The organism is Halomonas tibetensis (assembly GCF_042643535.1).
Lineage (GTDB): Bacteria > Pseudomonadota > Gammaproteobacteria > Pseudomonadales > Halomonadaceae > Halomonas > Halomonas tibetensis.
This window is the reverse complement of sequence record NZ_JBHRSQ010000006.1, coordinates 187,211-209,272: the sequence shown is the minus strand read 5'-3', so window position 1 is coordinate 209,272 and position 22,062 is coordinate 187,211. Positions and strand designations below refer to the sequence as shown.

Genomic DNA, 22,062 nt, shown 5'->3' with positions numbered 1-22,062 from the left:
GGGGGTCTCCTGGTCGTCAATCTGGCCGGGTGGCCCGCGGGGCATTTACCCCTGTCGTCGGATCGCCTCGATAAGCCGTTCGTGTAGCTCGCGCTGGCTTTCACTCTTGCGCAGCCCGCTACGTGTCTCGGCGTCGTTCATGACGCCCGCTACCTGGGCAAGCAGGGCCAGATGAGCATCTTCGGCCTCCTCGGGTACCAGCAGCACGAAGACCAGGTCGACCGGCTCACCGTCGATGGCGTCGAAATCCACCGGCTCGGCGAGTTTCAGGAACCCGGCAATGGGAGACTTGCAGTGCGGGTTGCGAGCGTGGGGAATAGCCACACCGTTGCCGATGCCGGTGCTGCCCAGGCGCTCACGGCCAATTAGACGGCTGAACACCTCCTGGCTGTCGAGGCTGGGCGTATTCTGGGCGATAAAGGTGCTGAAGAATTCCAGCACTCGCTTCTTGCTGCCCCCGGGGACACTGAACAGGATGCGCTCCGGGGGCAGGATGGTTTCAAGTGACATGGCAGACTCAGCGAGCGCCGGCGCCTTGAGCGCGGGCCTGAGTCTTTTCCTTGTGCTTGACCAGCTGGCGGTCAAGCTTGTCGGCCAGGGCATCGATGGCAGCATACATATCAATATCCTGGGCTTCGGCATGCAGGTCGGCACCGGCAGCATGCAGGGTGCAGGCGGCGTGCTGACGCTCCTTTTCTACGGACAGGGTTACATGCACGTTGGTGATGTTGTCGTAGTGGCGCTCCACGCGAGCCAGTTTCTCGTCCACATAGCCACGCAGGGCATCGGTCAGTTCCACATGATGGCCGGTGATATTGACTTGCATGAGACGCTCCTTGGTCGTTGGTTATGAATCGATTGTAACCCTTTTTCCTGCCTTGCATACCCCTCGTGCCGCCGCCGTCTTAACAGGCCTGATGTCGGTCATCGAAGTCGTTTGCGATCGCTGGAGGAGGGGATGCCCATGGCCTCCCGGTACTTCGCCACCGTCCTCCTCGCCACCTGGATGCCGGCCTCGTCGAGCAGGGTCACCAGTTTGCTGTCGGACAGCGGCTTGCGGGGCGGCTCTTCCAGGATCAGCTTGCGGATCCTGGCGCGGATGGCGGTGCTGGAGTGGGCATCACCCTCGCCGTTGCCGCCGACGTGGCTGGAAAAGAAGTACTTCAGCTCGAACACGCCCCGCGGGGTGTGGATATATTTCTGGGTGGTGACCCGGGAGATGGTCGATTCATGCATCTCCACGACCTGGGCAATGTCGGCGAGAATCAAGGGTTTCATCGACTCCTCGCCGCGCTCGAGAAAACCGAGCTGGCGGACCATGATCTCTCGTCCCACCCGCAGCAAAGTGTCGTTGCGGCTTGAGAGACTCTTCATCAGCCAGCGCGCTTCTTGGAGGTGGTCCTTGAGAAACTGGTTATCCTGGCTCTTGTCCGCACGGCGGATCAGCGCGGCATAGTCGGGCTGGATGCGCAGCTTCGGCAGCGCCTCGGGATTGAGCTCCACGTGCCAGCCGCGGTTATCGTGGCGCGCCACCAGATCGGGGATCACGTAGTCGTTCTCGACGTCGGAATAGGCGCTTCCGGGCCGGGGGTCCAGGGAGCGCACCACGGCGATGGCCGTGTCGAGAGCGTCGTCGTCCAGGCCCAGGCGTCGCTTGAGCAGACGACGATCGTCCCCGGCCAGGGCCTCGAGGAACTGGCGGACCAGGCGACGCGACTGGGGCAGCAGGGGAGTGTCGTCGGGCAGGGCGGCGAGCTGCAGCATCAGGCACTCGCGCAGGTCCCTGGCGAAAACGCCGGTGGGCTCGAACTGCTGCAATCGCAGCAGCACCTGCTCGACCTCTGCGCTGCGCAGGCCCCCTAGCCCCTGGGCTCTGAGGCCGTCGCGGATCTCATCCAGGGGTTGAGCAAGATAGCCGGCGGCGTCTACGGCATCGATCAGGCTCTCGGCGACCTGGCGCTCCCTCGGATCCAGGTCGGTCATCGCCAACTGCCAGGTCAGGTGCCCCTGGAGACTCTGGCCCGCTGCTTCGCGCTCGAAGTCTGGGCCCTCGCCGCTGCCGGCGGGAACGCCCAGATCTTGATAGGTGTCCGACCACTCGCTGTCGGTGACGAGTTCATCCGGGATCTCGCTGGCCCAGTCATCCTCTGGCGTCTCGGTCACCGCCTGCTCGCCAAAATCCTCCTCTAATTCGAGCAGAGGGTTGGATTCCAGGGCCTGCTGAATCTCCTGGCGAAGATCGAGGGTAGAGAGCTGCAGCAGGGCGATGGCCTGCTGGAGTTGGGGCGTCATGGTCAGCTGAGTGCCGACGCGTAGCTGCAGGGAGGCTTTCATGGCCATCGTGACGGTCTGCCCTCGTATGCCGGGAAGTGGCCGGAAAGCATCACCCTAGCCCGGGTGCTGTGGGCTTGCAAGCGTTGGCTTTGCAACTACTGTGCCAGCCGCAAGCAGCATGCCGTCATGGGATAACGACTGGCTTATCATGGGATTGTGTCGTGAGAGTGGTGTCGATAAAGGATTATGGCCAGGTGAAGGCATGGTCAGAGACGGAAGTCCTGGCCCAGGTAAACCTCGCGGACACGCTGATTGGCGAGAATCTCCTCGGCGTTGCCTTCGGCGATGATCTGGCCATCGCCGACGATATAGGCGGTATCGCAGATGTCGAGGGTCTCGCGCACGTTGTGGTCCGTGATCAGCACGCCGATGCCGCGGGCCTTGAGCTGTCGGATGACCCCCTTGATCTCGCCCACCGAGATGGGGTCGACGCCGGCGAAGGGCTCGTCGAGCAGGATAAACGCTGGTTCCGTCGCCAGGGCTCTGGCAATTTCGACCCGCCGTCTCTCTCCGCCGGATAGGCTCATTCCGAGATTGCCGCGAATATGGGTCACATGGAACTCTTCAAGCAGCTGCTCGAGGCGTGCCCGGCGCCCCTCGCGATCGAGGTCCTTGCGGGTCTCGAGGATCGCCATGATGTTGTCGGCCACGGAGAGTTTGCGAAAGATCGACGCTTCCTGGGGCAGATAGCCGATGCCGGCTCGGGCGCGTTCGTGCATGGCCGCCCGCGTCAGATCCAGGTCGTCGATGGCGACTTCACCGGCGTCAGCGCGCACCAGCCCTACGATCATGTAGAAGGAAGTGGTCTTGCCGGCGCCGTTGGGGCCGAGCAAGCCGACGATGCTGCCTTGGCGGATGGCCAGATTGATGTCCTTGACCACGCGGCGGCGCTTGTAGCTCTTGGCAAGATGGCGGGCATAGAGGGTTTTCATGGGCCGCCTTACTGCTCGGGCTGGAGGGTCATGCGAATGCGCTGGCGTCCCTCGACGCCTTCGCCCTCGCTGCGCGCATGCACCACCCGTCGATCGAGGAAGTACTCGAGGTAGCCGCCGTCGAAGGTGTCGCCGCCTTGATGCAGCTCGGCGCGGTCGATCAGTTCCATGCGTCGTTCAGCCACGTGGTAGATGATGGTGCGTCCCCACCCACGGACCAGGGGTTCGCTTGGGTCGGGCTGCTGCTCCAGATAGGCGCGTTCGCCGGTGGCGATGGCCCGGGAGAGCTGACCCTGGGCGTTTCGCTCGATCTCCACCCGATCACCGGTCAGGCGCATGCTGCCCTGGCGGATGTCCACGGCGCCGATGTAGACGGCGGTACCGGCGCGGTCGTCCAGGTTTAGCTGATTGGCCTCTACCTCGATGGGGGCCTCGGCGTCGCTACCCTGGCCGAGAGCCGGTCCGGCAGTCAGCGACAGCAGCAGGCAGAGCAGCAGGGCGGAGATTTGCATCATGGCTGGGGGTCCTCTCGTGTCTCGGGCGGATGGTGACCGCGGACATTGTCGGTTAGCCGGGCGCGATTGTCATGGAGCCAGGCGTCGAAGCGCTCCCCACTCATGCGCTGGGGGGGCTGGCGCAGCAGGGCAGGCGTGTCACTCCAGGCGTGGCCGCTGTTGGCATCATAGTGAAGCACCTCGGTGTCGAGTTGCCAGCGATCCTCGGGGGCGTGAAGCCGAGCGCTGCCTGAGAGCGTCAGCGGATTGCCGCCCGGGCCCAGCACACCGCGGTCGGCCTCGGCGAGCCACACCCTGCCTGCGTTGTCGACGAGTCGGGCGTCAGGGGTCTCGAGGCGAGTGACGTCATCATGGGGCGTGTGCACCAGTCGTGGAGTCTCGACCCGCTGATGAGCGCTTCCTTCGTCGTCGAAGCGTGTCAGTCGCGCACCCTCCAGGTAGAAGTCGGGTTCGCCGGCCGCGTCACGAGGCACCGCCCCGGGCTCACGGACGCTGCTCGTGTCGAGGAGTGCCATCACGCCGCCCAGCGCCAGCAGCACCAGGAAAAGCCAGACCCGAAACGACGGCTGAGGCAGGGCCATGTGCTCAACCGGCCCCGTGCAGGTAGGTGTCGAGTACCGCGTCCCAGTGGCCCTGGGCCTTGAGAAGGGTGTCGCAGATCTCGCGGGCCGCTCCCTGGCCGCCACCCTTTACGGTCACCCAGTCGGCGTGCTTGCGGATGTATTCGGGGGCATTGGGAACGCTGATGCCCACGCCGGCGCGGCGGATGGCGCCCACGTCTGGCATGTCGTCGCCGCAAAAGGCCACCTGATCAAACTCCAGATCGAGTCGCGTGCAGAGGTCGCGCAGCACAGGCAGCTTCTTTTCCACCCCCTGGAAAACGTGCTGGATCCCCAGCGCCGCGGCGCGGTGACTCACCATGGGCGAGTCGCGGCCGGTGATCAGGGCCACCACGATGCCGGCGCGCTTGAGCAGCTTGAGGCCATGGCCGTCCTGGACGTTGAACGCCTTGATCTCGGTGCCGTCGGCCTGGAAGTAAAGCTGGCCGTCGGTGAGCACGCCGTCGACGTCCAGTGCCAGCAGACGGATGCGGCGCAGGCGGTCCACCAGGCGGGGGTCTTGCAGCGGGAGGTTGTGGGGCATAAAAGCTCCGGGTCGGTGAATGGGAATCAGATGACACCGCTGGCGAGCAGGTCGTGCATATGCAGGGCGCCCACCGGGTGGCCCGTCTCGTCGACGACTGCCAGGGCAGAAATGCGGTGGTCTTCCATCAGCTTGACGGCCTCGGCGGCCAGCATTCCCGATGCCACCCGTTTGCCGGGGCGGGTCATCACCTCATCGACGGTCAGGCCAGACAGATCATTGTGCTGGTCCAGGGTGCGGCGAAGGTCACCGTCCGTGTAGACCCCGGCCAGCAGGCCCTGTTCGTCCACCACGCAGGTGAAGCCGAGCCCCTGGCGAGTGATCTCTAGCAGGGCGTCGCGCAGCGGGCTGCCCAGCGGTACGGTTGGCAGCCGTGCCCCCTCGTGCATCAGGTCGCCCACCCGCAGCAGCAGCCGTTTGCCGAGGCTGCCACCAGGATGGGAGAGGGCGAACTCCTCGGCGGTAAAGCCGCGGGACTCCAGCAGCGCCACCGCCAGGGCATCTCCCAGCGCCAGGGCGGCGGTGGTAGAGGCGGTGGGTGCCAGGTCGAGCGGGCACGCTTCGCGTTCCACTCTGGCGTCGAGGTGAGCCTCGGCATGGCGCCCGAGCGTGGAGGCGGGGCGCCCGGTCATGCTGATCAGCGGCACGCCCATGCGCTTGAGCAGCGGCAGCAGGGCGGTCACTTCGCCGGTCTCACCGGAGTTGGAGAGAGCCAGCACCACGTCGCCGGGGGTGATCATCCCCAGGTCGCCATGGCTGGCCTCACCAGGGTGCACAAAGAAAGACGGTGTGCCGGTGCTGGCCAGTGTGGCGGCGATCTTGCCGGCGATGTGGCCAGACTTGCCCATGCCGGTGACGATCACGCGGCCGTGGCAGGCAAGTATCAACTCGCAGGCGCGATCGAAGTCGGCGTCGAGGCGCTCTATCAATGCACCGATGGCCTGCTGCTCGAGCCGCAGGGTGCGTCTGGCGCTGTCGCGCAGCGAGGAAGGGTCTATGTGCTTGGGAGTCTGTTGGGTCATGACAATGATTGTTGCCTGTTGCGCGGGTTCACTCAAGTGGCGGCGCCGAGGCTGGCCAGGCCGATCCAGCTCAGATACCCCAGATAGCTGGTTGCCAGCAGGGCGCCGGGGAGTCTTCCGATTCGCCCACGGCGCTGCCACAGCAGCAGCATGCCGAGAGCCAGGGTCAGCGCCAGCATCACTGGATAGTCGCGTCCCGCAGCCGCGGGATCGCTGGGCCCGGGAGCCAGCAGGCCGGGAATGGGTAGCACGACGAGAAGGTTGAAGAGGTTGGAGCCGATCACGTTGCCGATGGCGATGTCGTGGTGGCGCTTGAGCGCGCTAGCCACGCAGGCGGCCAGCTCCGGCAGGCTGGTTCCGATGGCGACCACGGTCAGGCCGATGACCAGTTCGCTGACGCCCAAGCCGCGGGCTATTTCGCCGGCGCCCCACACCACGGCCCGGGAACCGACGGCAAGTAACACCAGCGTCCCCGCCAGCCACGCGAGCGCCCGGGGCAAAGGCATGTCGGGAATCTCACCGGCATCGGTATCCCGGGCGTCGGGGGCGTCTGGCGCGTCGGCTCGGAACAGCCACCAGAGACTGAAGATCAGCAGCAGGACCAGGAAAAGGGCGTCGAAGCGTCCGAGGTTGCCATTGGCCAGGGCATAGCCGGCCAGGCCCGTGGCGCCCAGCAGCAATGGTAATTCGCGGCGCACGATGGAGAAACGCACCGGGATTGGCACGATCAGGGCGGTTATACCCAGCACCAGGCCGATATTGGCGATGTTGGAGCCGAGGGCATTGCCGGTGGCGAGGTCGGGGATGCCGTCCAGGGATGCCATCGTCGAGACCACCATCTCCGGGGCCGACGTGCCTAGTGCCACCACCGTCATGCCAACCAGAAGGCGGCTCATGCCGGCCTGGCTTGCCGTGGCCGCCGCCGCGCCCACAAAGCGATCTGCGCTCCAGACCAGAACCGCCAGGCCCAGCGTCAAGACGATCAGCGGTACCAGCATGAGGTGTCCTTGGCATTGAATCGCAAAGGCCGCATTAGACGCTCTGGCCTTGGTGAGTGCAAGGAGGGCAGGTGTGCTGCTGGCGCGGTGCGGGGTAGTTAGGATACAATGTTCGATAATTATCCCCGGAGCCGAAGAGCCGATGAGTGACACTCCCTTCGTGGTGGTGGAGGATCTGTATTTTTCGCGAGGTGACACGGAGATCTTCCGCGGCGTCGATCTCTCTATCCAGCGTGGGAAGATCACCGCCATCATGGGCCCCAGCGGCAGTGGCAAGACCACGCTGCTGAAGTTGATCGGTGGACAGCTAACCCCCGATTCGGGTCGCACGTTGATCGACGGCGAAGATGTACATCGCCAGCCGCGTCGGGCGCTATTCGCCATGCGCCGGCGCATGGGCATGCTGTTTCAAAGTGGCGCGCTGTTTTCGGATCTCAGCGTGTTTGAGAATGTGGCCTTCCCCTTGCGGGTACACACCGACCTGCCCGAGGCAATGATCCGAGATTTGGTGCTGATGAAGCTTGAGGCGGTGGGACTTCGCGGCGCCCGCGAGCTGATGCCTGCGGAGCTCTCTGGCGGCATGGCGCGTCGTGTGGCATTGGCCCGGGCGATGGCGCTGGATCCTGAACTGATCCTTTACGACGAGCCCTTTGTCGGCCAGGACCCGATTTCCATGGGCGTACTGGTGCAGCTCATCAAGCGGCTCAACGAGGCGCTGGGTCTCACCTCGATCGTGGTCTCCCACGATATCAAGGAGACCCTGACCATTGCCGACTACGTCTATGTGATCGCCGACGGAAAAGTGATGGCTCACGGCACCCCCAAGGGTCTCGATGTAGACCAGGATCCACGAGTCAGCCAGTTCGTCCATGGCGAGCCTGACGGCCCAGTGCCTTTCCACTATCCGGCGGCGGATTTCTTTACCGATGTCCTTGATGCAGGGGGGCGGCGATGATCACACGCATCATGAGCCTGGGGCGTCGTGGCTGCGACCTGCTCGAGGCGCTGGGCAGAGCTGGCATTTTCGTGGCCCAGTCGGCGGTGGGAATGCCATCCCGAGAAGGACTGCTTCTGTGGGTGCGCCAGATGCACTTCGTAGGCGTGTTGTCGCTTGCTATCGTGTTGGTCTCAGGGCTGTTTATCGGCATGGTGTTGGCGTTGCAGGGCTATACCCTTCTGGTCGACTTCGGCGCCGAGCAGGCGTTGGGGCAGATGGTGGCGCTGTCGTTGCTTCGCGAGCTGGCACCGGTGGTAGCAGCGCTTTTGTTCGCCGGTCGTGCTGGCTCGGCGCTGACCGCCGAGATCGGCCTGATGAAGGCCACCGAACAGCTCTCCAGCATGGAGATGATTGGCGTCGATCCGCTGCGTCGGGTGGTGGCGCCGCGGCTGTGGGCGGGGTTCGTTTCACTGCCGCTGTTGACCATCGGCTTCAGCGTAGTGGGTATCTACGGTGGCTACCTGGTGGGGGTGGAGTGGCTCGGTGTCTTCGAGGGCTCCTACTGGGGCAATATGCAATCCAGCGTCGAGTTCGTCGGTGATATCGGTAACGGCATGATCAAGAGCCTGGTTTTCGCGGTAGTAGTGACCTGGATTGCGGTGTTCCAGGGCTATGATCTGATACCCACCTCGGAGGGGATCTCCCGGGCCACCACTCGCACGGTGGTATATTCCTCGCTGGCCGTGCTCGGCCTTGATTTCGTGCTGACCGCAGTGATGTTCGGCGGCCTCTCCTGATCTTGGGAGAAAGGTGGCGGCAAGCCTTGATGTTCGGAGAGAGATGATGAAGCGCAGCAAGATGACGGAGCTGGGAGTAGGGCTGTTTATGCTCGCCGGCATTCTCGGTCTGGTATTCCTGGGCCTTCGGGTCAGCGGAATGACCCTCCAGCCACCGGGCGATACCTTTCGGCTGGAGGCGAATTTCGCCAACATCGGCGGCCTGAAGCCGCGGGCGAGAGTCACCATGGCTGGTGTCACCGTGGGGCGGGTGTCATCCATAGAGCTGGATGCCGAGTGGTACGACGCCCGAGTGATCATGGAGCTACAGAGTGACCTGGAGGGGAGACTCTCGAAGGACACCACTGCGGCGATTCTCACCGCTGGCCTGCTCGGCGAACAGTATATCGGGCTCTCGGTGGGTGGAGATCCGGAGACGTTGGCCAACGGTGACACCTTGCGTGACACTCAGTCAGCCATCGTGCTGGAAGAACTCATTCAGCAGTTCGTGTCCAACATTGTCAGTGATTGATGCTCCAGGCATCAGTCTGGTTTGCTTCTAGGAGAGTGACTGCATGAAACGCGTTTCCTTTACCTTCCGTTCGCTGCTGGCCGGTCTCGTCCTGGTCCTGTTTGCGCTGCCGGCCGCGGCGACGTCCGATCGCACCCCCGAGCAGGTGATTCGTCTTAGCGTCGAGACACTGACCGCCGAGATCGAGGGGCGTCGCGACTACTTCGCCGACAACATGGACGAGCTCAAGGGGCTGGTCGACGATAGCCTCGATGACATTGCCGACTTTCGCTATATCGGTGCCAGTGTGATGGGTCGCTACTTCCAGAACGCCACGCCCCAGCAGCGCTCGCGCTTCGCCGATACTTTCCGCAAGACACTGATCGACACCTACAGCAAGGGCCTGGTCACCTTCGATTACCGTGAATTGCGCGTGCTGGACAACCAGCAGCCCCAGCGTCATGAGGATCAGGCCAACGTCGACATGGAGGTGGTCGCCGCTGACGGTCAGGTCTATCCGGTCAGCTATTCGCTGCGCCTTTCCAGCGGCGAATGGCGGGTGGTCAATGTGATCGTCAACGGTATCAATCTGGGCCTGACCTTCCGCAACCAGTTTGATCAGGCGATGCGCGAGCAGGGTCGCGATTATGACGCGGTGATCGACGGCTGGGCGCCGGAACTGGCCGTCGAAGAGCTGGAGGGGGGCGGCAGCGCATGACCCGGCTGCTGGAAAACGGCGGCGTGTGCCTGGAGGCCGATGACAGCACGCTGAAGGTCGAGGGTCAGGTGGGCTTCGAGGAGGCCTCGGCGCTGGCTGAGGCGGGTCACGACTGGCTTGTCGACCAGCCCGCCGGTACTTCGGTGACCTTTGATCTGTCCGGCGTGGCCGACGTCAGTAGCGCGGCGCTCAGCGTGATGCTGGAGTGGGCCCGCGCCGCTCGCGCCGCCGGCCTGGAACTGCAGGTGGTGCGTCTCTCCCCGGCCCTGCGCAGGCTTGCCGATCTCGCCGGCTTGGAGCGTCTGCTCCCCGTGGAGAACGCACTCGCCTGATCAGCAGCCAACCGCCGCTGCGGCGAGATCGCCAAGCGGCGTGCTTTTCATTACCATGGGACATCCCCGTTTCGTGCCATCGGCCGCGTCGCGCCCGGTGGTCTTTCCGTTTCAGACACAGGAGTGCCGCACCATGCACCCCAGCGAAGTCAAGGCACTGCTCGATGCGCGTATCGACGGTTGCGAGTTCCATATCCAGGGCGAGGGCTGCAACTTTCAGGTGGTGGCCGTGGGCGAGGTCTTCTCGGGCCTCTCGCCGGTTAAGCGCCAGCAGCTTATCTACGGCGCGCTTGCCGAGGAGATCGCCTCCGGCGCCCTGCATGCGGTAAGCATCAAGACCTATACACCGGCGCAGTGGAACAGTGCGCCGGAAAACGTCGACGCCTGAGACCGAGCTCCCATGGACAAGTTGATCATCATTGGCAATGGGCCAGTGGACGGTGAGGTATGGGTCAGCGGCGCCAAGAACGCTGCTCTCCCGATCCTCTGTGCCACCCTGCTCTCCGAGGAGCCGGTGACCATCGGTAACCTGCCACACCTGCAGGACATCACCACAACCCTTGAGCTGCTCGGCCATCTGGGCCTCGAGCCGGTGATGGGTGAGAAGATGACCATCCAGCTTGACGGTGCCCAGGTGAAGCACTGCGACGCTCCCTACGAGCTGGTCAAGAAAATGCGTGCCTCCATTCTGGTGCTGGGACCGCTGATCGCCCACTTCGGCCACGCTGACGTCTCGCTACCGGGAGGCTGCGCCATCGGCTCGCGGCCGGTCGACCTGCACCTGCGCGGGCTGGAGGCCATGGGCGCTGAGATCCGCGTTGAAGGCGGCTATATTCGCGCCCGGGTCGACGGCCGTCTCAAGGGCGCCACCATCTTCTTCGATACCGTGACAGTGACCGGCACCGAGAACCTGCTGATGGCAGCGACCCTGGCCGACGGCACCACGGTGCTCGAGAACGCCGCCAGGGAGCCCGAGGTGATCGATCTGGCCGAGTGTCTGATCAAGATGGGGGCGAACATCCGCGGTCACGGCAGCGATACCATCGTCATCGAGGGCGTTGAGCGACTGCACGGCGCCTACCATGACGTGATGCCGGATCGCATCGAAACCGGCACCTTTCTGGTGGCCGCCGCGCTCTCCCGAGGTCGCGTCAAGGTTCGTCGCACCCGCGCCGATATCCTCGAAGCGGTGCTCGCCAAGCTGGAGGAGGCCGGCGCCGAGATTACCAGCGGTGACGACTGGATCGCGTTGGACATGCATGGCAAGCGCCCCAGGCCGGTCAATATCCGGACGGCTCCCTATCCGGCTTTTCCCACCGATATGCAGGCTCAGTTCGTGGCCATGAATGCAGTGGCCGAGGGTACCTCGCGGGTGGTGGAGACCATCTTCGAGAACCGCTTCATGCACGTTCAGGAACTCAACCGCATGGGGGCAAAGATTGCCCTGGAAGGCAACACCGCAGTGATCGAGGGTGTCGAGCGTCTCTCCGGGGCCCCGGTAATGGCCACCGACCTGCGCGCCTCGGCGTCGCTGGTGATCGCGGCGATGATGGCTGATGGCGAGACCCTGGTGGACCGCATCTACCATATTGACCGTGGCTACGAGTGCATCGAGGAGAAGCTTCAGCTTCTCGGCGCTCAGATCCGTCGCGTGCCGGGTTAGTCCCTATCTTGACCAATGCGAGATGACCAAGGCGAGAGCATGAGCAAACAACTGATCCTGGCCCTCTCCAAGGGCCGTATTCTGGAAGAGACCCTGCCGCTGCTGGCCGACGCCGGTATCGAGCCACTGGAGGACTTGGGCAGGAGCCGCAAGCTGCTGTTCGATACCAATCTGTCCGACGTCAAGCTGGTGGTGATACGCGCCACCGACGTGCCCACCTACGTGCAGCTAGGCGCCGCCGATCTCGGCGTGGCCGGCAAGGACGTGTTGCTCGAACATGGGGCCGAGGGGCTCTATGAACCGCTGGATTTGGAAATCGCCCGCTGCAAGTTGATGACCGCCGGGATCACCGGCGCCGAGCCTGCCCGGGCACGTCGACGGGTGGCCACCAAGTTCGTCAACGTGGCGAGGCGCTGGTATGCCGAGCAGGGCATTCAGGCCGAGATGATCAAGCTCTATGGGGCCATGGAGCTTGCGCCGCTGATGAACCTGGCCGACGAGATCGTCGATATCGTTGATACCGGCAACACCCTGCGTGCCAACGGCATGGAGCCCCGCGAGTTGATTGCGCCGATCTCCACTCGCCTGGTGGTCAACAAGGCTTCGATGACCATGAAGCATTCACGTATCAAGCCCCTGATCGAGCGCCTCGGCCAGGCCGTGGCGGCCCGCCGACAAGTTGTCGTTTGAGAAAGTCACCGCCTGAGGTTTGCCAGTGCGCCTTGTAGCCCGGGCATCACGACGCCATTGTTGCACCGCCCGGGTCCGATGAGGTCCGACGTCGAGCAATGAAAAATTAATCTGATTCGTGACGGAAGCTGATATGACCGAGACAATTGCCTCCTCCGCCATCGCCCGGCTCTCCACCGCCGATGCGGACTTCGAAGACCGCCTGTCGACCCTGCTGGCCTGGGAGGGGGTCTCCGACGCAGCGGTGCTGCACCGCGTGGAGGAAATTATTGCGGCGGTGAAGAGCCGCGGCGATGACGCCCTGGTGGAGATCAGCAACCGCCTGGACCGGCTTTCGGTCACCAGCATGGCCGAGCTGACTCTCTCCCCTGAACGCCTGCGCCAGGCCCACGATGGTCTTCCCGCAGAGCAGCGCGAGGCCTTGGCTCAGGCGGCAGAACGCATTCGCCTCTATCATGAGCGCCAAAAGCCCGAGTCCTGGCAGTATACCGAGGCGGACGGCACCGTGCTGGGTCAGCAGGTGATGCCGTTGGACCGCGCCGGCATTTACGTGCCCGGTGGCAAGGCCGCCTATCCATCCTCGGTGTTGATGAACGCCATCCCCGCGCACGTGGCCGGAGTGCGCGAGATCATCATGGTGGTGCCGACGCCGGATGGCTTGCTCAACGAACTGGTGCTTGCCGCGGCTCACCTGGCTGGCGTCGATCGTGTGTTTACGCTGGGTGGCGCCCAAGCGGTAGCGGCGCTGGCTTACGGCACCGAGACGGTGCCTCGCGTGGACAAGGTCGTCGGGCCCGGCAACATCTACGTGGCTACCGCCAAGCGCGCGGTTTTCGGCCAGGTGGGTATCGACATGATTGCGGGTCCTTCTGAGATCCTGGTGGTCTCGGACGGTGGCACCGACCCCGACTGGCTGGCGATGGACCTTTTCTCCCAGGCCGAGCATGATGAGGACGCCCAGGCCATCTTGGTGAGTTGGGACGCCGAGCATCTGGCGGCCGTCGAGGCCGCCATCGATCGTCTGCTGCCGACGCTTTCCCGCGAGGAGATCGCCCGAGAGTCGCTGGCGCGCCGCGGCGCGCTGGTTCACTGTCGCGACCGCGACGAGGCGATGATGCTGATCAACCGCATTGCTCCCGAGCACCTGGAGCTTTCGGTGGCCAACCCCGAAGGGTGGCTGCCGGAGATCCGCCACGCCGGTGCCATCTTCATGGGCCGCTACACCGCCGAGGCGCTGGGTGATTACTGTGCCGGCCCCAATCATGTGCTGCCCACCTCGGGCACGGCGCGCTTCTCCTCGCCGCTGGGCGTCTATGACTTCCAGAAGCGCTCTTCGATCATCCACTGCACCCCCGAGGGGGCCTCGACGCTTGGTAAGGTGGCGTCGGTGCTTGCCCGCGGCGAGTCGCTAACCGCCCATGCGCGCAGCGCCGAGTACCGCATCAAGAAGTGAACCCGCGCCGAGGGAAAATATCCGCAATAATTCAAAGAGCCCGCCATTCGGCGGGCTCTTTGTGTCTCGGCCCTGAACGACAGCGCGCCGTGACACCGATGACCGGTTTGGCTATTCGGTGCGGCGCAGCTCTGGCGTTGGTCGCTCGCCCACCTCCAGGGTAACCTGCAGCGTCTCGCCACCGCGCACAATGGTGAGCGGCAGCGACTCGCCGGGTGCCACGGCGGCGATATCAGCCATGGTGACCCGTGCGTCGAGAATTGGCCGGCTGTCGATGGCCAGCAGCACGTCGCCGGGTTGCAGGCCTGCACGGTCGGCGGGCCCGCCGTTGACCACCCCGGCAATCACCACGCCGCGAGGAGCCTGCAGGCCGAAAGAGGCGGCAAGCTCTTGGTTCATCTCCTGGGCCTCGACCCCTAGCCAGCCGCGGATCACCCGGCCCTGGGTGACCAGCTCCTCGAGGATGTTGGCGGCCAGATTGGCGGGAATGGCGAATCCGATGCCCTGGGAGCCGCCTGAGCGCGAGAAAATGGCGGTGTTGATGCCCACCAGCGCCCCTTCGGCGTTGACCAGGGCACCACCGGAGTTGCCCGGGTTGATAGCGGCATCGGTCTGTATAAAGTCTTCGTAGGCATTGAGCCCCAGATGGCTTCGCCCGGTGGCGCTAATGATGCCCATGGTGACGGTCTGGCCCACACCGAAGGGATTGCCGATGGCCAGCGATACATCGCCGATGGCAACTTGGGTGGAATCTGCCAGTTCGATTACCGGTAGCGACCCGAGGTCGATGCGCAGCACGGCCAGGTCACTCTCCGGGTCGGTGCCGACCACCTCAGCAAGGGTCTCGCGGCCGTCGCGCAGGGCTACCTGAATCTTGTCGGCACCGCCGATGACGTGGTGGTTGGTAAGCACATAGCCGTCCCCGCTAACAATGACACCGGAGCCCAGGCTGGAGAGCATACGCTGCCTGGCCGGTACGTCATCACCGAAAAACTGTCGGAAGAAGGGGTCCGACATCAGCGGATGCTGTTCACGTTCCACGACCCGGGAGGAATAGATGTTGACCACCGCAGGAGCCGCGCGCTCCACCGCATCCGCGTAGCTCACCTGGCCCTGTTCGCGTGAAAGCGGGGCGGCCTGGCGCAGTTCCGGGGCGGGGCGGGGTTCGGTTTCCTGAGGCGTCTCGACGTCTGGCAAGACGCTCAGCGGCGCCTGGGCGCCAGGCCCCTCCCATGAGGGCTGGGGCGGCGTGGGGGCTGCCTGTCGGCCCGTTAGTTGGGGAAAGGCGTTGAGCAGCACCACGGCCAGCAGCACGCCGATGGTGGTCGGCAGCAGGTAGGGCGTTAGCGTGCGCAGAAAGCGTAGCATGCGGGTCGGGGTCCTTGTGGCGGGCGGTCACGGGAGCAGGGCGGTGCAGAGGGCAGGTCCCGTCGGTACAATGGCGATTGTAACATTGTCACCCCATTCACGAGGGAGGGCCCCATGCCGAATCGCGATGACCTGGTAGCCGCCTGTAATCGAGAGCTGTCGCCGGAGCGCTTCAAGGACTACACCGTTAACGGCCTGCAGGTCGAGGGGCGTGAAAGCGTGCATCGAGTGCTGAGCGGCGTTACCGCCTGCCAGGCGCTGCTCGATGAGGCGGTCGACTGGCAGGCGGACCTGGTGCTGGTCCATCACGGCTTTTTCTGGAAGAACGAGCCGGTGGCCATTACCGGCATGAAGCGTCGTCGCATCCGAACGCTGTTGGCCCACGATATCAGCCTGCTGGCCTACCATCTTCCACTGGACGCCCACGCGACACTGGGCAACAACGCGGAGCTCGGCCGCCTGCTGGGTTTCAAGTTTCAGGGGTGCGCCGATGGGGAGCCAGGGGAGGGGTTGCTATGGTTGGGGGCGACGCACGCTACTCTGGATGCCCGGGGGCTGGCCGCTCACGTCGGTGATCGGCTGGGGCGAGAACCGCTGCTGGTGGAAGCGCCGGGCAAGGGAGAAGTCCGCCGCGTGGCCTGGTGTACCGGTGGGGCACAGGACATGATTACCGCGGCTTGGGAGGCCGGCGCCGACGCCTTCATCTCCGGGGAGATCTCCGAGCGCACGACCCATCTGGCGCGTGAGCTGGGCATTCACTACCTGGCAGCGGGTCACCATGCCACCGAGCGCTATGGTGTCCAGATGCTGGGTGAATGGCTGGCTGGCGAATTCGGCCTTGCACATCGGTTTGTGGATATCGACAACCCCGCTTGAGGGCAAAAGCTGCCGGGAAAGCGACAATAGACTGTCGAGAGAGCAGGGAACTGTAGAAAGGCAGAGAGGGAAGCGGTGTCGTCAGTAGCGGGGCGGTTGAGGTGCCTTGGCGTCGTCGTCGTCCTTGAGCCCGAATTCCTCGGAGAGCGTGCCTCCGGAGTCGTTGGCATAGTCGCGTGGCATTGCTGGCGCCTCCCCGTCTCTCTCCGACGGTGTCCCGCTGGCGGAGACCCCCAGGCGGGAGGTTGGCTCCCCCTTGCCGCCCAGACTGCGGGCGTCTTGCGCCACACGGCTGGCCAGGGCTTCGCCGTTCCGCTGTAGTGCAGCCACCAGGCGGGAGACTTCGTCAAGGTGGTCGTCCATGCCGTTTCGCAGGGCCGTCAGTTCACGGTCGCTCTCGGCCAGGCGCTGACGCAGCTTCTGCAGGCTGGCGGCACTGGTGTTGAGCAGGTGGTAGCCCAGTGCACCCAGTCCGATGCCGGCGAGCAGGCAGGCGATGGCGAGAATCCAGCTGATCTTGCTTAGGTCCACGTCTGTCTCCCTGGGGCGGTGGATCATGTAGACGTGAAGGTCCGCATCGGTGCGGCCCCGTCCAGTGGAACTATTATAGAACCGACCGGCGGCGGCGGGTCAACGCGCCTGCTCCCTCGCGGTCATTCCGATGCACGCCGTTCGTGCTAGGCGTATAGTATTCAACCTTTCTAAACCGAGACGGTCCGTTATCCGCATGAGTCCCACGCCGACCCCAGACGAGTCCCGAGATGCTCGCCTTTCGCCCACTGAGCGCTACCGCGCCGATCTGAAGCGGGACGACTTCCAGTACGATGCCGCTCAGGAGCAGGCGGTTGCTCACCTGCAGCGCCTCCACGATGAGCTTGTGGTGACAGCTCGCACCCGTCCACGGGCTGTGCCACCCAAGGGGGGCGTTGCCTCGCGGGTGGCCGGCCTGTTTGGCAAGCGCAGCCGAGAGACATCTGTTCCAGAACCGGTGCTTCCCGAGGTCATGGGAGTCTACTTCTGGGGCGGCGTCGGCCGCGGCAAGACCTATCTGATGGATGCCTTCTATGAGTCTCTGCCCTTCTCCGACAAGATGCGTACCCATTTCCACCGTTTCATGCAGCGAGTGCACAACGAACTGACCCATTACAAGGGCGAGAAGAACCCCTTGACGCTTATTGCCGCCAAATTCGCCGGCGAGGCGCGGGTGATCTGCTTCGATGAGTTCTTCGTCAAGGACATCACCGATGCGATGATTCTGGCTAACCTGCTCGAAGCCCTCTTCGAGCAGGGCGTGGTGCTGGTAGCCACCTCCAATATCGTGCCAGACGAGCTCTACCAGAATGGCCTTCAGCGGGCCCGCTTCTTGCCGGCTATCGAGCTGCTCAAGCGTCACTGTGAGGTGGTCAATGTGGATTCGGGCATCGACTATCGGCTTCGTGCCCTCGAGCGCGCCGAGATCTTCCATGCACCGCTGGATGATGCCGCCGAGATCGAGCTCGCTCGCAGCTTCCGCGAGATCGCCGGTCACGAGGGTGAGGCAGCGACTGCCATCGAGATCAACCACCGCGTGCTGCATGCCCGGCGGCTGCACGACGATGTGGTATGGTTCGATTTCCGTGAACTTTGCGACGGCCCGCGCAGCCAGAACGACTACATTGAACTGGCCAGGGAATTTCATACCGTGCTGGTCTCAAATGTCACTCGAATGAGCGGGGCGACGGACGATCAGGCGCGACGTTTCATCAACATGGTCGATGAGTTCTACGATCGCGGCGTCAAGCTGTTGATGTCCGCAGAAGAGCCCGCCGAGCGGCTCTACGCGGATGGTCGGCTCGAGTTCGAGTTCCAACGCACGCTCTCGCGTCTGCAGGAGATGCAGTCCCACGAATACCTGGCGCTTCCTCACAAGCCATGAGCGGCATTGCGTTCATGGCGAGATATCAGGTAGAATTCGCGCGCTTTGACTTGTTGTCGCCGTCAGTCGGCGGTTGGCAACCTAAAAAGAATAGGGATGGTTCAATGCCTGAGCAACGGCAACGGAACCCAATACACTTGAACTGGTGATAGCTCCATGAAGACGTTCACTGCGAAGCCGCAGTCCGTCCAGCGCGACTGGTATGTCGTCGACGCCACGGACAAGACGCTCGGCCGCCTGGCCACCGAAATTGCTCGTCGCTTGCGTGGCAAGCACAAGCCGGAATTTACCCCGCATGTCGATACCGGCGACTACATCGTCGTGATCAATGCTGAAAAGGTGAAGGTCACCGGCAACAAGGCCAAGGACAAGACCTACTACCGTCACACCGGCTATCCCGGTGGCCTGCGCTCAATGACCTTCGACAAGCTGATCGAGCATGCGCCTGAGCGCATTATCGAAGGTGCCGTCAAGGGCATGTTGCCCAAGGGTCCGCTGGGCCGCGCCATGTACACCAAGCTCAAGGTCTATGCCGGTGCCGAGCATCCGCACGCCGCCCAGCAGCCGCAAGAACTGAACATCTGAGGGAGTCCTTCGCCATGACACAGCAGTATTACGGTACCGGGCGCCGCAAGACCTCTACCGCGCGCGTTTTTATGAAGCCGGGCTCCGGCAAGATCACCGTCAACAGCCTTGATCTGGATCATTACTTCGGCCGAGTCACTGGTCGCATGGTGGTTCGCCAGCCCCTCGAGCTGACGGACACCCTGGGCCAGTTTGACGTCTTCGTCACCGTCAAGGGTGGCGGTGGTTCGTCCCAGGCCGGCGCTATTCGCCACGGGATTACCCGTGCGCTTATGGTGTACAACGAGGATTTCCGCGGTCAGCTGCGTGAAGCCGGCTACGTGACCCGCGATGCTCGCCAGGTCGAGCGTAAGAAGGTCGGTCTGCGCAAGGCGCGTCGTCGTCCGCAGTTCTCCAAGCGTTAAGCGCCGAATATCGCGCTGCAAACGCTCACGCCCGGGTCCAAGACTCGGGCGTTTTTGTTTCTCGGTCAACGAGTTGTTAGGCGTGTTACACCTTCGTCAAGGGTCGTTGTCCTTGTATGGTGAGGCGCATTTTCTTACTATAGAGCGCATTTGGTATCCGTAGTCACGGGATGCTGATTCCGCCCGTGATGGATTAACGGGTAAGCTGATGGGAGAAATCTTGAAATGGCAGACAACGGCGTAAACAAGGGTCGGCGCCGTTTCCTCGTAGGTGCCACCACCGTCGTGGGTGCGGTGGGTGCTGTCGGGGTAGCGGTCCCCTTTGTGGCTTCCTGGCAGCCCAGTGCCAGGGCGAGAGCGGCGGGTGCGCCGGTTCGAGCGGATGTGTCCAAGCTCGAGCTTGGCCAGCGCATGACCGTTGAGTGGCGCGGTCGGCCGATATGGATCATCAATCGCACCGCGGAGATGATCGAACGCACCGAGGGCTTCGACGGTTCGCGACTTTCCGATCCTGATTCCGAGGTGCCGCAGCAGCCCGGCTATGTGTCTGGTCCACTGCGTTCCATCCGCCCCGAGATCGGCGTTCTGATCGGTATCTGCACGCATTTGGGTTGTTCGCCCCTGTTCAGACCTGAGCCCGATGCGGTGGACATGGACAATTGGCCGGGCGGCTTCTTCTGCCCCTGTCACGGTTCCTATTTCGATCTGGCGGGTCGAGTATTCCGCAACGTGCCGGCACCGACCAATCTGGAGGTGCCGCCGTATCGCTTCGAGACTGACGACATCATCATCGTTGGTGAAGACGAGGAGACTGCTTGATGGCTAACCCGAACAAGGCGAAGGCCGAAAAAGGTCTCATGCGCTGGATCGACGACCGTTTTCCCGCCACTCAGATGGCTCAGGATCACCTGACCAAGTACTACGCGCCAAAGAACTTCAATTTTTTCTACCTGTTCGGCGTATTGGCATTGCTGGTACTGGTCAACCAGATTCTTACCGGTGTCTGGCTGACCATGAGCTATAACCCCTCCGCTGAAGGAGCCTTTGCGTCGGTCGAGTACATCATGCGGGATGTGGAGTACGGCTGGCTGATACGCTATATGCATTCTACCGGCGCCACAGCCTTCTTCGTGGTGATCTACATGCACATGTTCCGTGCCCTGCTCTACGGGTCCTACAAGGCGCCTCGTGAGTTGGTGTGGATCTTCGGCATGACCATCTATCTGCTGCTCATGGCCGAGGCGTTCATGGGCTATCTGCTTCCCTGGGGCCAGATGTCCTACTGGGGGGCCCAGGTCATCATCTCGCTGTTCTCGGCGATCCCTGTTATCGGGCCTGACCTGACCCAGTGGATTCGCGGCGACTTCCTTATTTCCGGGATTACTCTCAATCGCTTCTTTGCCCTGCATGTCGTGGCGCTGCCCATCGTGATTCTGGCGTTGGTGGTTCTGCACATCATCGCTCTGCACGAAGTTGGTTCCAACAATCCTGACGGCATCGATATCAAGGCCAAGAAGGACGAGGCTGGCAAACCTCTGGACGGTATCCCCTTCCATCCTTACTACACGGTGAAGGATCTGGTCGGTATTTCGATCTTCCTGTTCGTGTTCGCGGTGGTGATCTTCTACTTCCCGGAGGGCGGCGGTTACTTCCTCGAGAAGCCCAATTTCGAGCCGGCGAACCCCATGGTGACCCCGGACCATATCGCGCCGGTATGGTACTTCACGCCCTTCTACGCGATCCTGCGTGCCATCACCTTCAGCCTGTTCGGTCTTGATGCCAAGTTACTGGGCGTAATCTGCATGGGTGGGGCTATCGCGGTGCTCTTTGTGCTGCCCTGGCTAGATCGTAGTCCGGTACGCTCCATGCGCTACAAGGGTTGGATGTCCAAGACGATGCTGGTGCTGTTTGCTATCAGCTTCGTGATCCTGGGTATTCTTGGTGCGCTGCCAACGACTCCGCTGCGCACGCTGGTATCCCAGCTGTGCACCGTGATCTACTTCGCCTTCTTCTTTTTGATGCCGATATACACTCGGTTGGAGAAGACCAAACCCGTTCCGGAAAGGGTGACTGGCTAATGAAAAAGCAACTGTTCGCAATGCTCTTCGCGCTGGTGCCTTTCACGGCGATGGCAGCGCCGGCGGCAGATGTTCCCTTCTCGATGACGCCGGATCTCAACGACGAGGCGTCCGTGCAGCGGGGCATGCAGCTTTACACCAATTACTGCATGGGTTGCCACTCACTGGAGCACCAGCGTTTTGCCCGGGTCGCAGAGGACTTTGGTATCCCCCAGGACCTGGTGGAGCAGAACCTGATCTTTTCCAGCCAGCAGGCATACAACGACCAGATGCACAATGCTATGACCTCGGAGGATGGCGCTAACTGGTTTGGCGCTCCTGCTCCTGATCTTAGCCTTCGTGCCCGTGTGCGTGGCGAAGACTGGATCTACTCCTATCTGCTCACTTTCTACAAGGATCCGAGCCGTCCTACCGGGGTCAACAACGCCGTGTTCGAGCTGGTGGCAATGCCCAACGTGCTCGAGCCCCTGCAGGGCGTGCAGGAGCGTGTGTGCAGCCAAAGTGATCGTCCCATCGAGGGTGCCGAGCTGGACCCGCTGACCGGCAAGTACCAGTCCTGTGATGTGCTGCAGGTGACGCGTCCCGGCAGCATGGAGCCGGACGAGTTCGAGGAGGCCGTGTACGATTTGACGAACTTCCTGGTCTATGTGGGTGAGCCCTCCAAGTTGCAGGCCCAGGCAATGGCCCCTAAAGTATTGATCTTTATCTTTATCTTTGGCGTCATTGCCTATTTCCTGAAGCGTGAGTACTGGCGCGACGTTCACTGATCCACTGTGGTGTAGATGAATGGGGGCGCATGGCCGTGGGCCATG

Annotated in this window: 27 protein-coding genes; 16 read left to right on the top strand and 11 right to left on the bottom strand. The window is 63.1% G+C overall.

The window, feature by feature from the left end:
• Nucleotides 1-45: 45 nt before the first annotated feature.
• The 9 genes from ptsN to ACFODV_RS01980 form a co-directional block, all read right to left on the bottom strand.
• Complete coding sequence (gene ptsN, locus ACFODV_RS02020) at nt 46-510, bottom strand: PTS IIA-like nitrogen regulatory protein PtsN (RefSeq protein ID WP_379753846.1); 465 nt, start codon at nt 508-510, stop codon at nt 46-48.
• A 7-nt stretch (nt 511-517) separates the two neighbouring features.
• A complete protein-coding gene (gene hpf / locus ACFODV_RS02015; RefSeq protein ID WP_379753843.1) occupies nt 518-826 on the bottom strand; it encodes a ribosome hibernation-promoting factor, HPF/YfiA family in 309 nt (102 codons plus the stop codon).
• 98 nt (nt 827-924) lie between these two features.
• Complete coding sequence (locus tag ACFODV_RS02010) at nt 925-2,340, bottom strand: RNA polymerase factor sigma-54 (protein ID WP_379753840.1); 1,416 nt, start codon at nt 2,338-2,340, stop codon at nt 925-927.
• Between the two features lie 200 nt (nt 2,341-2,540).
• Nucleotides 2,541-3,266 (bottom strand): LPS export ABC transporter ATP-binding protein, encoded by a 726-nt coding sequence (lptB, locus tag ACFODV_RS02005; protein ID WP_379753837.1) that lies wholly within the window; start codon nt 3,264-3,266, stop codon nt 2,541-2,543.
• Nucleotides 3,267-3,274: 8 nt separating this feature from the next.
• Complete coding sequence (lptA, locus tag ACFODV_RS02000; RefSeq protein WP_379753834.1) at nt 3,275-3,781, bottom strand: lipopolysaccharide transport periplasmic protein LptA; 507 nt, start codon at nt 3,779-3,781, stop codon at nt 3,275-3,277.
• The gene (lptC, locus tag ACFODV_RS01995; RefSeq protein ID WP_379753831.1) at nt 3,778-4,362 is read right to left on the bottom strand and encodes an LPS export ABC transporter periplasmic protein LptC; all 585 of its coding nucleotides are present in this window, start codon (nt 4,360-4,362) and stop codon (nt 3,778-3,780) included. Before lptC ends, lptA begins: the two co-directional genes overlap by 4 nt.
• A 4-nt stretch (nt 4,363-4,366) precedes the next feature.
• Entirely contained in the window at nt 4,367-4,924 is a 558-nt protein-coding gene (locus ACFODV_RS01990) for a KdsC family phosphatase (protein ID WP_379753828.1), read from the bottom strand.
• 26 nt (nt 4,925-4,950) lie between these two features.
• Nucleotides 4,951-5,946, bottom strand: coding sequence for a KpsF/GutQ family sugar-phosphate isomerase (locus ACFODV_RS01985; protein ID WP_379753825.1), 996 nt, complete (start codon nt 5,944-5,946; stop codon nt 4,951-4,953).
• Between the two features lie 32 nt (nt 5,947-5,978).
• The gene (locus ACFODV_RS01980; RefSeq protein WP_379753822.1) at nt 5,979-6,944 is read right to left on the bottom strand and encodes a calcium/sodium antiporter; all 966 of its coding nucleotides are present in this window, start codon (nt 6,942-6,944) and stop codon (nt 5,979-5,981) included.
• A 142-nt stretch (nt 6,945-7,086) separates the two neighbouring features.
• On the opposite strand from ACFODV_RS01980, the gene ACFODV_RS01975 reads away from it, so the two are divergent.
• The 9 genes from ACFODV_RS01975 (at nt 7,087) to hisD (ending at nt 14,024) form a co-directional block, all read left to right on the top strand.
• Nucleotides 7,087-7,899, top strand: a complete 813-nt coding sequence (locus ACFODV_RS01975) for an ABC transporter ATP-binding protein (RefSeq protein WP_379753819.1) — start codon at nt 7,087-7,089, stop codon at nt 7,897-7,899.
• Nucleotides 7,896-8,678 (top strand): lipid asymmetry maintenance ABC transporter permease subunit MlaE, encoded by a 783-nt coding sequence (gene mlaE / locus ACFODV_RS01970; RefSeq protein ID WP_379753816.1) that lies wholly within the window; start codon nt 7,896-7,898, stop codon nt 8,676-8,678. The genes ACFODV_RS01975 and mlaE overlap by 4 nt, the downstream gene beginning before the upstream one ends.
• A gap of 46 nt (nt 8,679-8,724) precedes the next feature.
• Nucleotides 8,725-9,189: an outer membrane lipid asymmetry maintenance protein MlaD gene (mlaD, locus tag ACFODV_RS01965; protein ID WP_379753813.1), complete on the top strand. Its 465-nt coding sequence runs from the start codon at nt 8,725-8,727 to the stop codon at nt 9,187-9,189.
• A gap of 43 nt (nt 9,190-9,232) precedes the next feature.
• Entirely contained in the window at nt 9,233-9,886 is a 654-nt protein-coding gene (locus tag ACFODV_RS01960; RefSeq protein ID WP_379753810.1) for an MlaC/ttg2D family ABC transporter substrate-binding protein, read from the top strand.
• A complete protein-coding gene (locus ACFODV_RS01955; RefSeq protein ID WP_379753808.1) occupies nt 9,883-10,218 on the top strand; it encodes an STAS domain-containing protein in 336 nt (111 codons plus the stop codon). The genes ACFODV_RS01960 and ACFODV_RS01955 overlap by 4 nt, the downstream gene beginning before the upstream one ends.
• 133 nt (nt 10,219-10,351) lie before the next feature.
• The gene (locus ACFODV_RS01950) at nt 10,352-10,606 is read left to right on the top strand and encodes a BolA family protein (RefSeq protein ID WP_379753806.1); all 255 of its coding nucleotides are present in this window, start codon (nt 10,352-10,354) and stop codon (nt 10,604-10,606) included.
• A gap of 12 nt (nt 10,607-10,618) precedes the next feature.
• Nucleotides 10,619-11,881, top strand: coding sequence for a UDP-N-acetylglucosamine 1-carboxyvinyltransferase (murA, locus tag ACFODV_RS01945; RefSeq protein ID WP_379753803.1), 1,263 nt, complete (start codon nt 10,619-10,621; stop codon nt 11,879-11,881).
• Between the two features lie 39 nt (nt 11,882-11,920).
• The gene (gene hisG / locus ACFODV_RS01940) at nt 11,921-12,571 is read left to right on the top strand and encodes an ATP phosphoribosyltransferase (RefSeq protein ID WP_379753799.1); all 651 of its coding nucleotides are present in this window, start codon (nt 11,921-11,923) and stop codon (nt 12,569-12,571) included.
• Between the two features lie 133 nt (nt 12,572-12,704).
• Nucleotides 12,705-14,024, top strand: coding sequence for a histidinol dehydrogenase (hisD, locus tag ACFODV_RS01935; RefSeq protein ID WP_379753796.1), 1,320 nt, complete (start codon nt 12,705-12,707; stop codon nt 14,022-14,024).
• 111 nt (nt 14,025-14,135) lie between these two features.
• Here the strand turns inward: hisD and ACFODV_RS01930 are convergent, their stop codons facing one another.
• Complete coding sequence (locus ACFODV_RS01930) at nt 14,136-15,392, bottom strand: Do family serine endopeptidase (protein ID WP_379753793.1); 1,257 nt, start codon at nt 15,390-15,392, stop codon at nt 14,136-14,138.
• 114 nt (nt 15,393-15,506) lie between these two features.
• Here ACFODV_RS01930 and ACFODV_RS01925 point away from each other — a divergent pair, with 114 nt between their 5' ends.
• Nucleotides 15,507-16,268, top strand: a complete 762-nt coding sequence (locus ACFODV_RS01925; protein ID WP_379753790.1) for a Nif3-like dinuclear metal center hexameric protein — start codon at nt 15,507-15,509, stop codon at nt 16,266-16,268.
• Nucleotides 16,269-16,349: 81 nt separating this feature from the next.
• Here ACFODV_RS01925 and ACFODV_RS01920 read toward each other — a convergent pair whose 3' ends face one another.
• Entirely contained in the window at nt 16,350-16,799 is a 450-nt protein-coding gene (locus ACFODV_RS01920) for a YhcB family protein (protein ID WP_379753787.1), read from the bottom strand.
• A 196-nt stretch (nt 16,800-16,995) separates the two neighbouring features.
• Here ACFODV_RS01920 and zapE point away from each other — a divergent pair, with 196 nt between their 5' ends.
• The 6 genes from zapE to ACFODV_RS01890 all read left to right on the top strand — a co-directional run bounded on the left by zapE (nt 16,996) and on the right by ACFODV_RS01890 (nt 22,017).
• Complete coding sequence (gene zapE, locus ACFODV_RS01915; RefSeq protein WP_379753784.1) at nt 16,996-18,183, top strand: cell division protein ZapE; 1,188 nt, start codon at nt 16,996-16,998, stop codon at nt 18,181-18,183.
• Nucleotides 18,184-18,339: 156 nt separating this feature from the next.
• Nucleotides 18,340-18,768, top strand: a complete 429-nt coding sequence (gene rplM, locus ACFODV_RS01910; protein WP_379753777.1) for a 50S ribosomal protein L13 — start codon at nt 18,340-18,342, stop codon at nt 18,766-18,768.
• Between the two features lie 14 nt (nt 18,769-18,782).
• On the top strand, nt 18,783-19,172 hold the full coding sequence (gene rpsI / locus ACFODV_RS01905) for a 30S ribosomal protein S9 (protein ID WP_379753774.1): 390 nt from the start codon (nt 18,783-18,785) through the stop codon (nt 19,170-19,172).
• A 225-nt stretch (nt 19,173-19,397) separates the two neighbouring features.
• Complete coding sequence (gene petA, locus ACFODV_RS01900; protein WP_379753771.1) at nt 19,398-19,991, top strand: ubiquinol-cytochrome c reductase iron-sulfur subunit; 594 nt, start codon at nt 19,398-19,400, stop codon at nt 19,989-19,991.
• The gene (locus ACFODV_RS01895; RefSeq protein WP_379753767.1) at nt 19,991-21,250 is read left to right on the top strand and encodes a cytochrome b; all 1,260 of its coding nucleotides are present in this window, start codon (nt 19,991-19,993) and stop codon (nt 21,248-21,250) included. The genes petA and ACFODV_RS01895 overlap by 1 nt, the downstream gene beginning before the upstream one ends.
• Nucleotides 21,250-22,017, top strand: coding sequence for a cytochrome c1 (locus ACFODV_RS01890; protein ID WP_379753763.1), 768 nt, complete (start codon nt 21,250-21,252; stop codon nt 22,015-22,017). The genes ACFODV_RS01895 and ACFODV_RS01890 overlap by 1 nt, the downstream gene beginning before the upstream one ends.
• Nucleotides 22,018-22,062 lie beyond the last annotated feature (45 nt).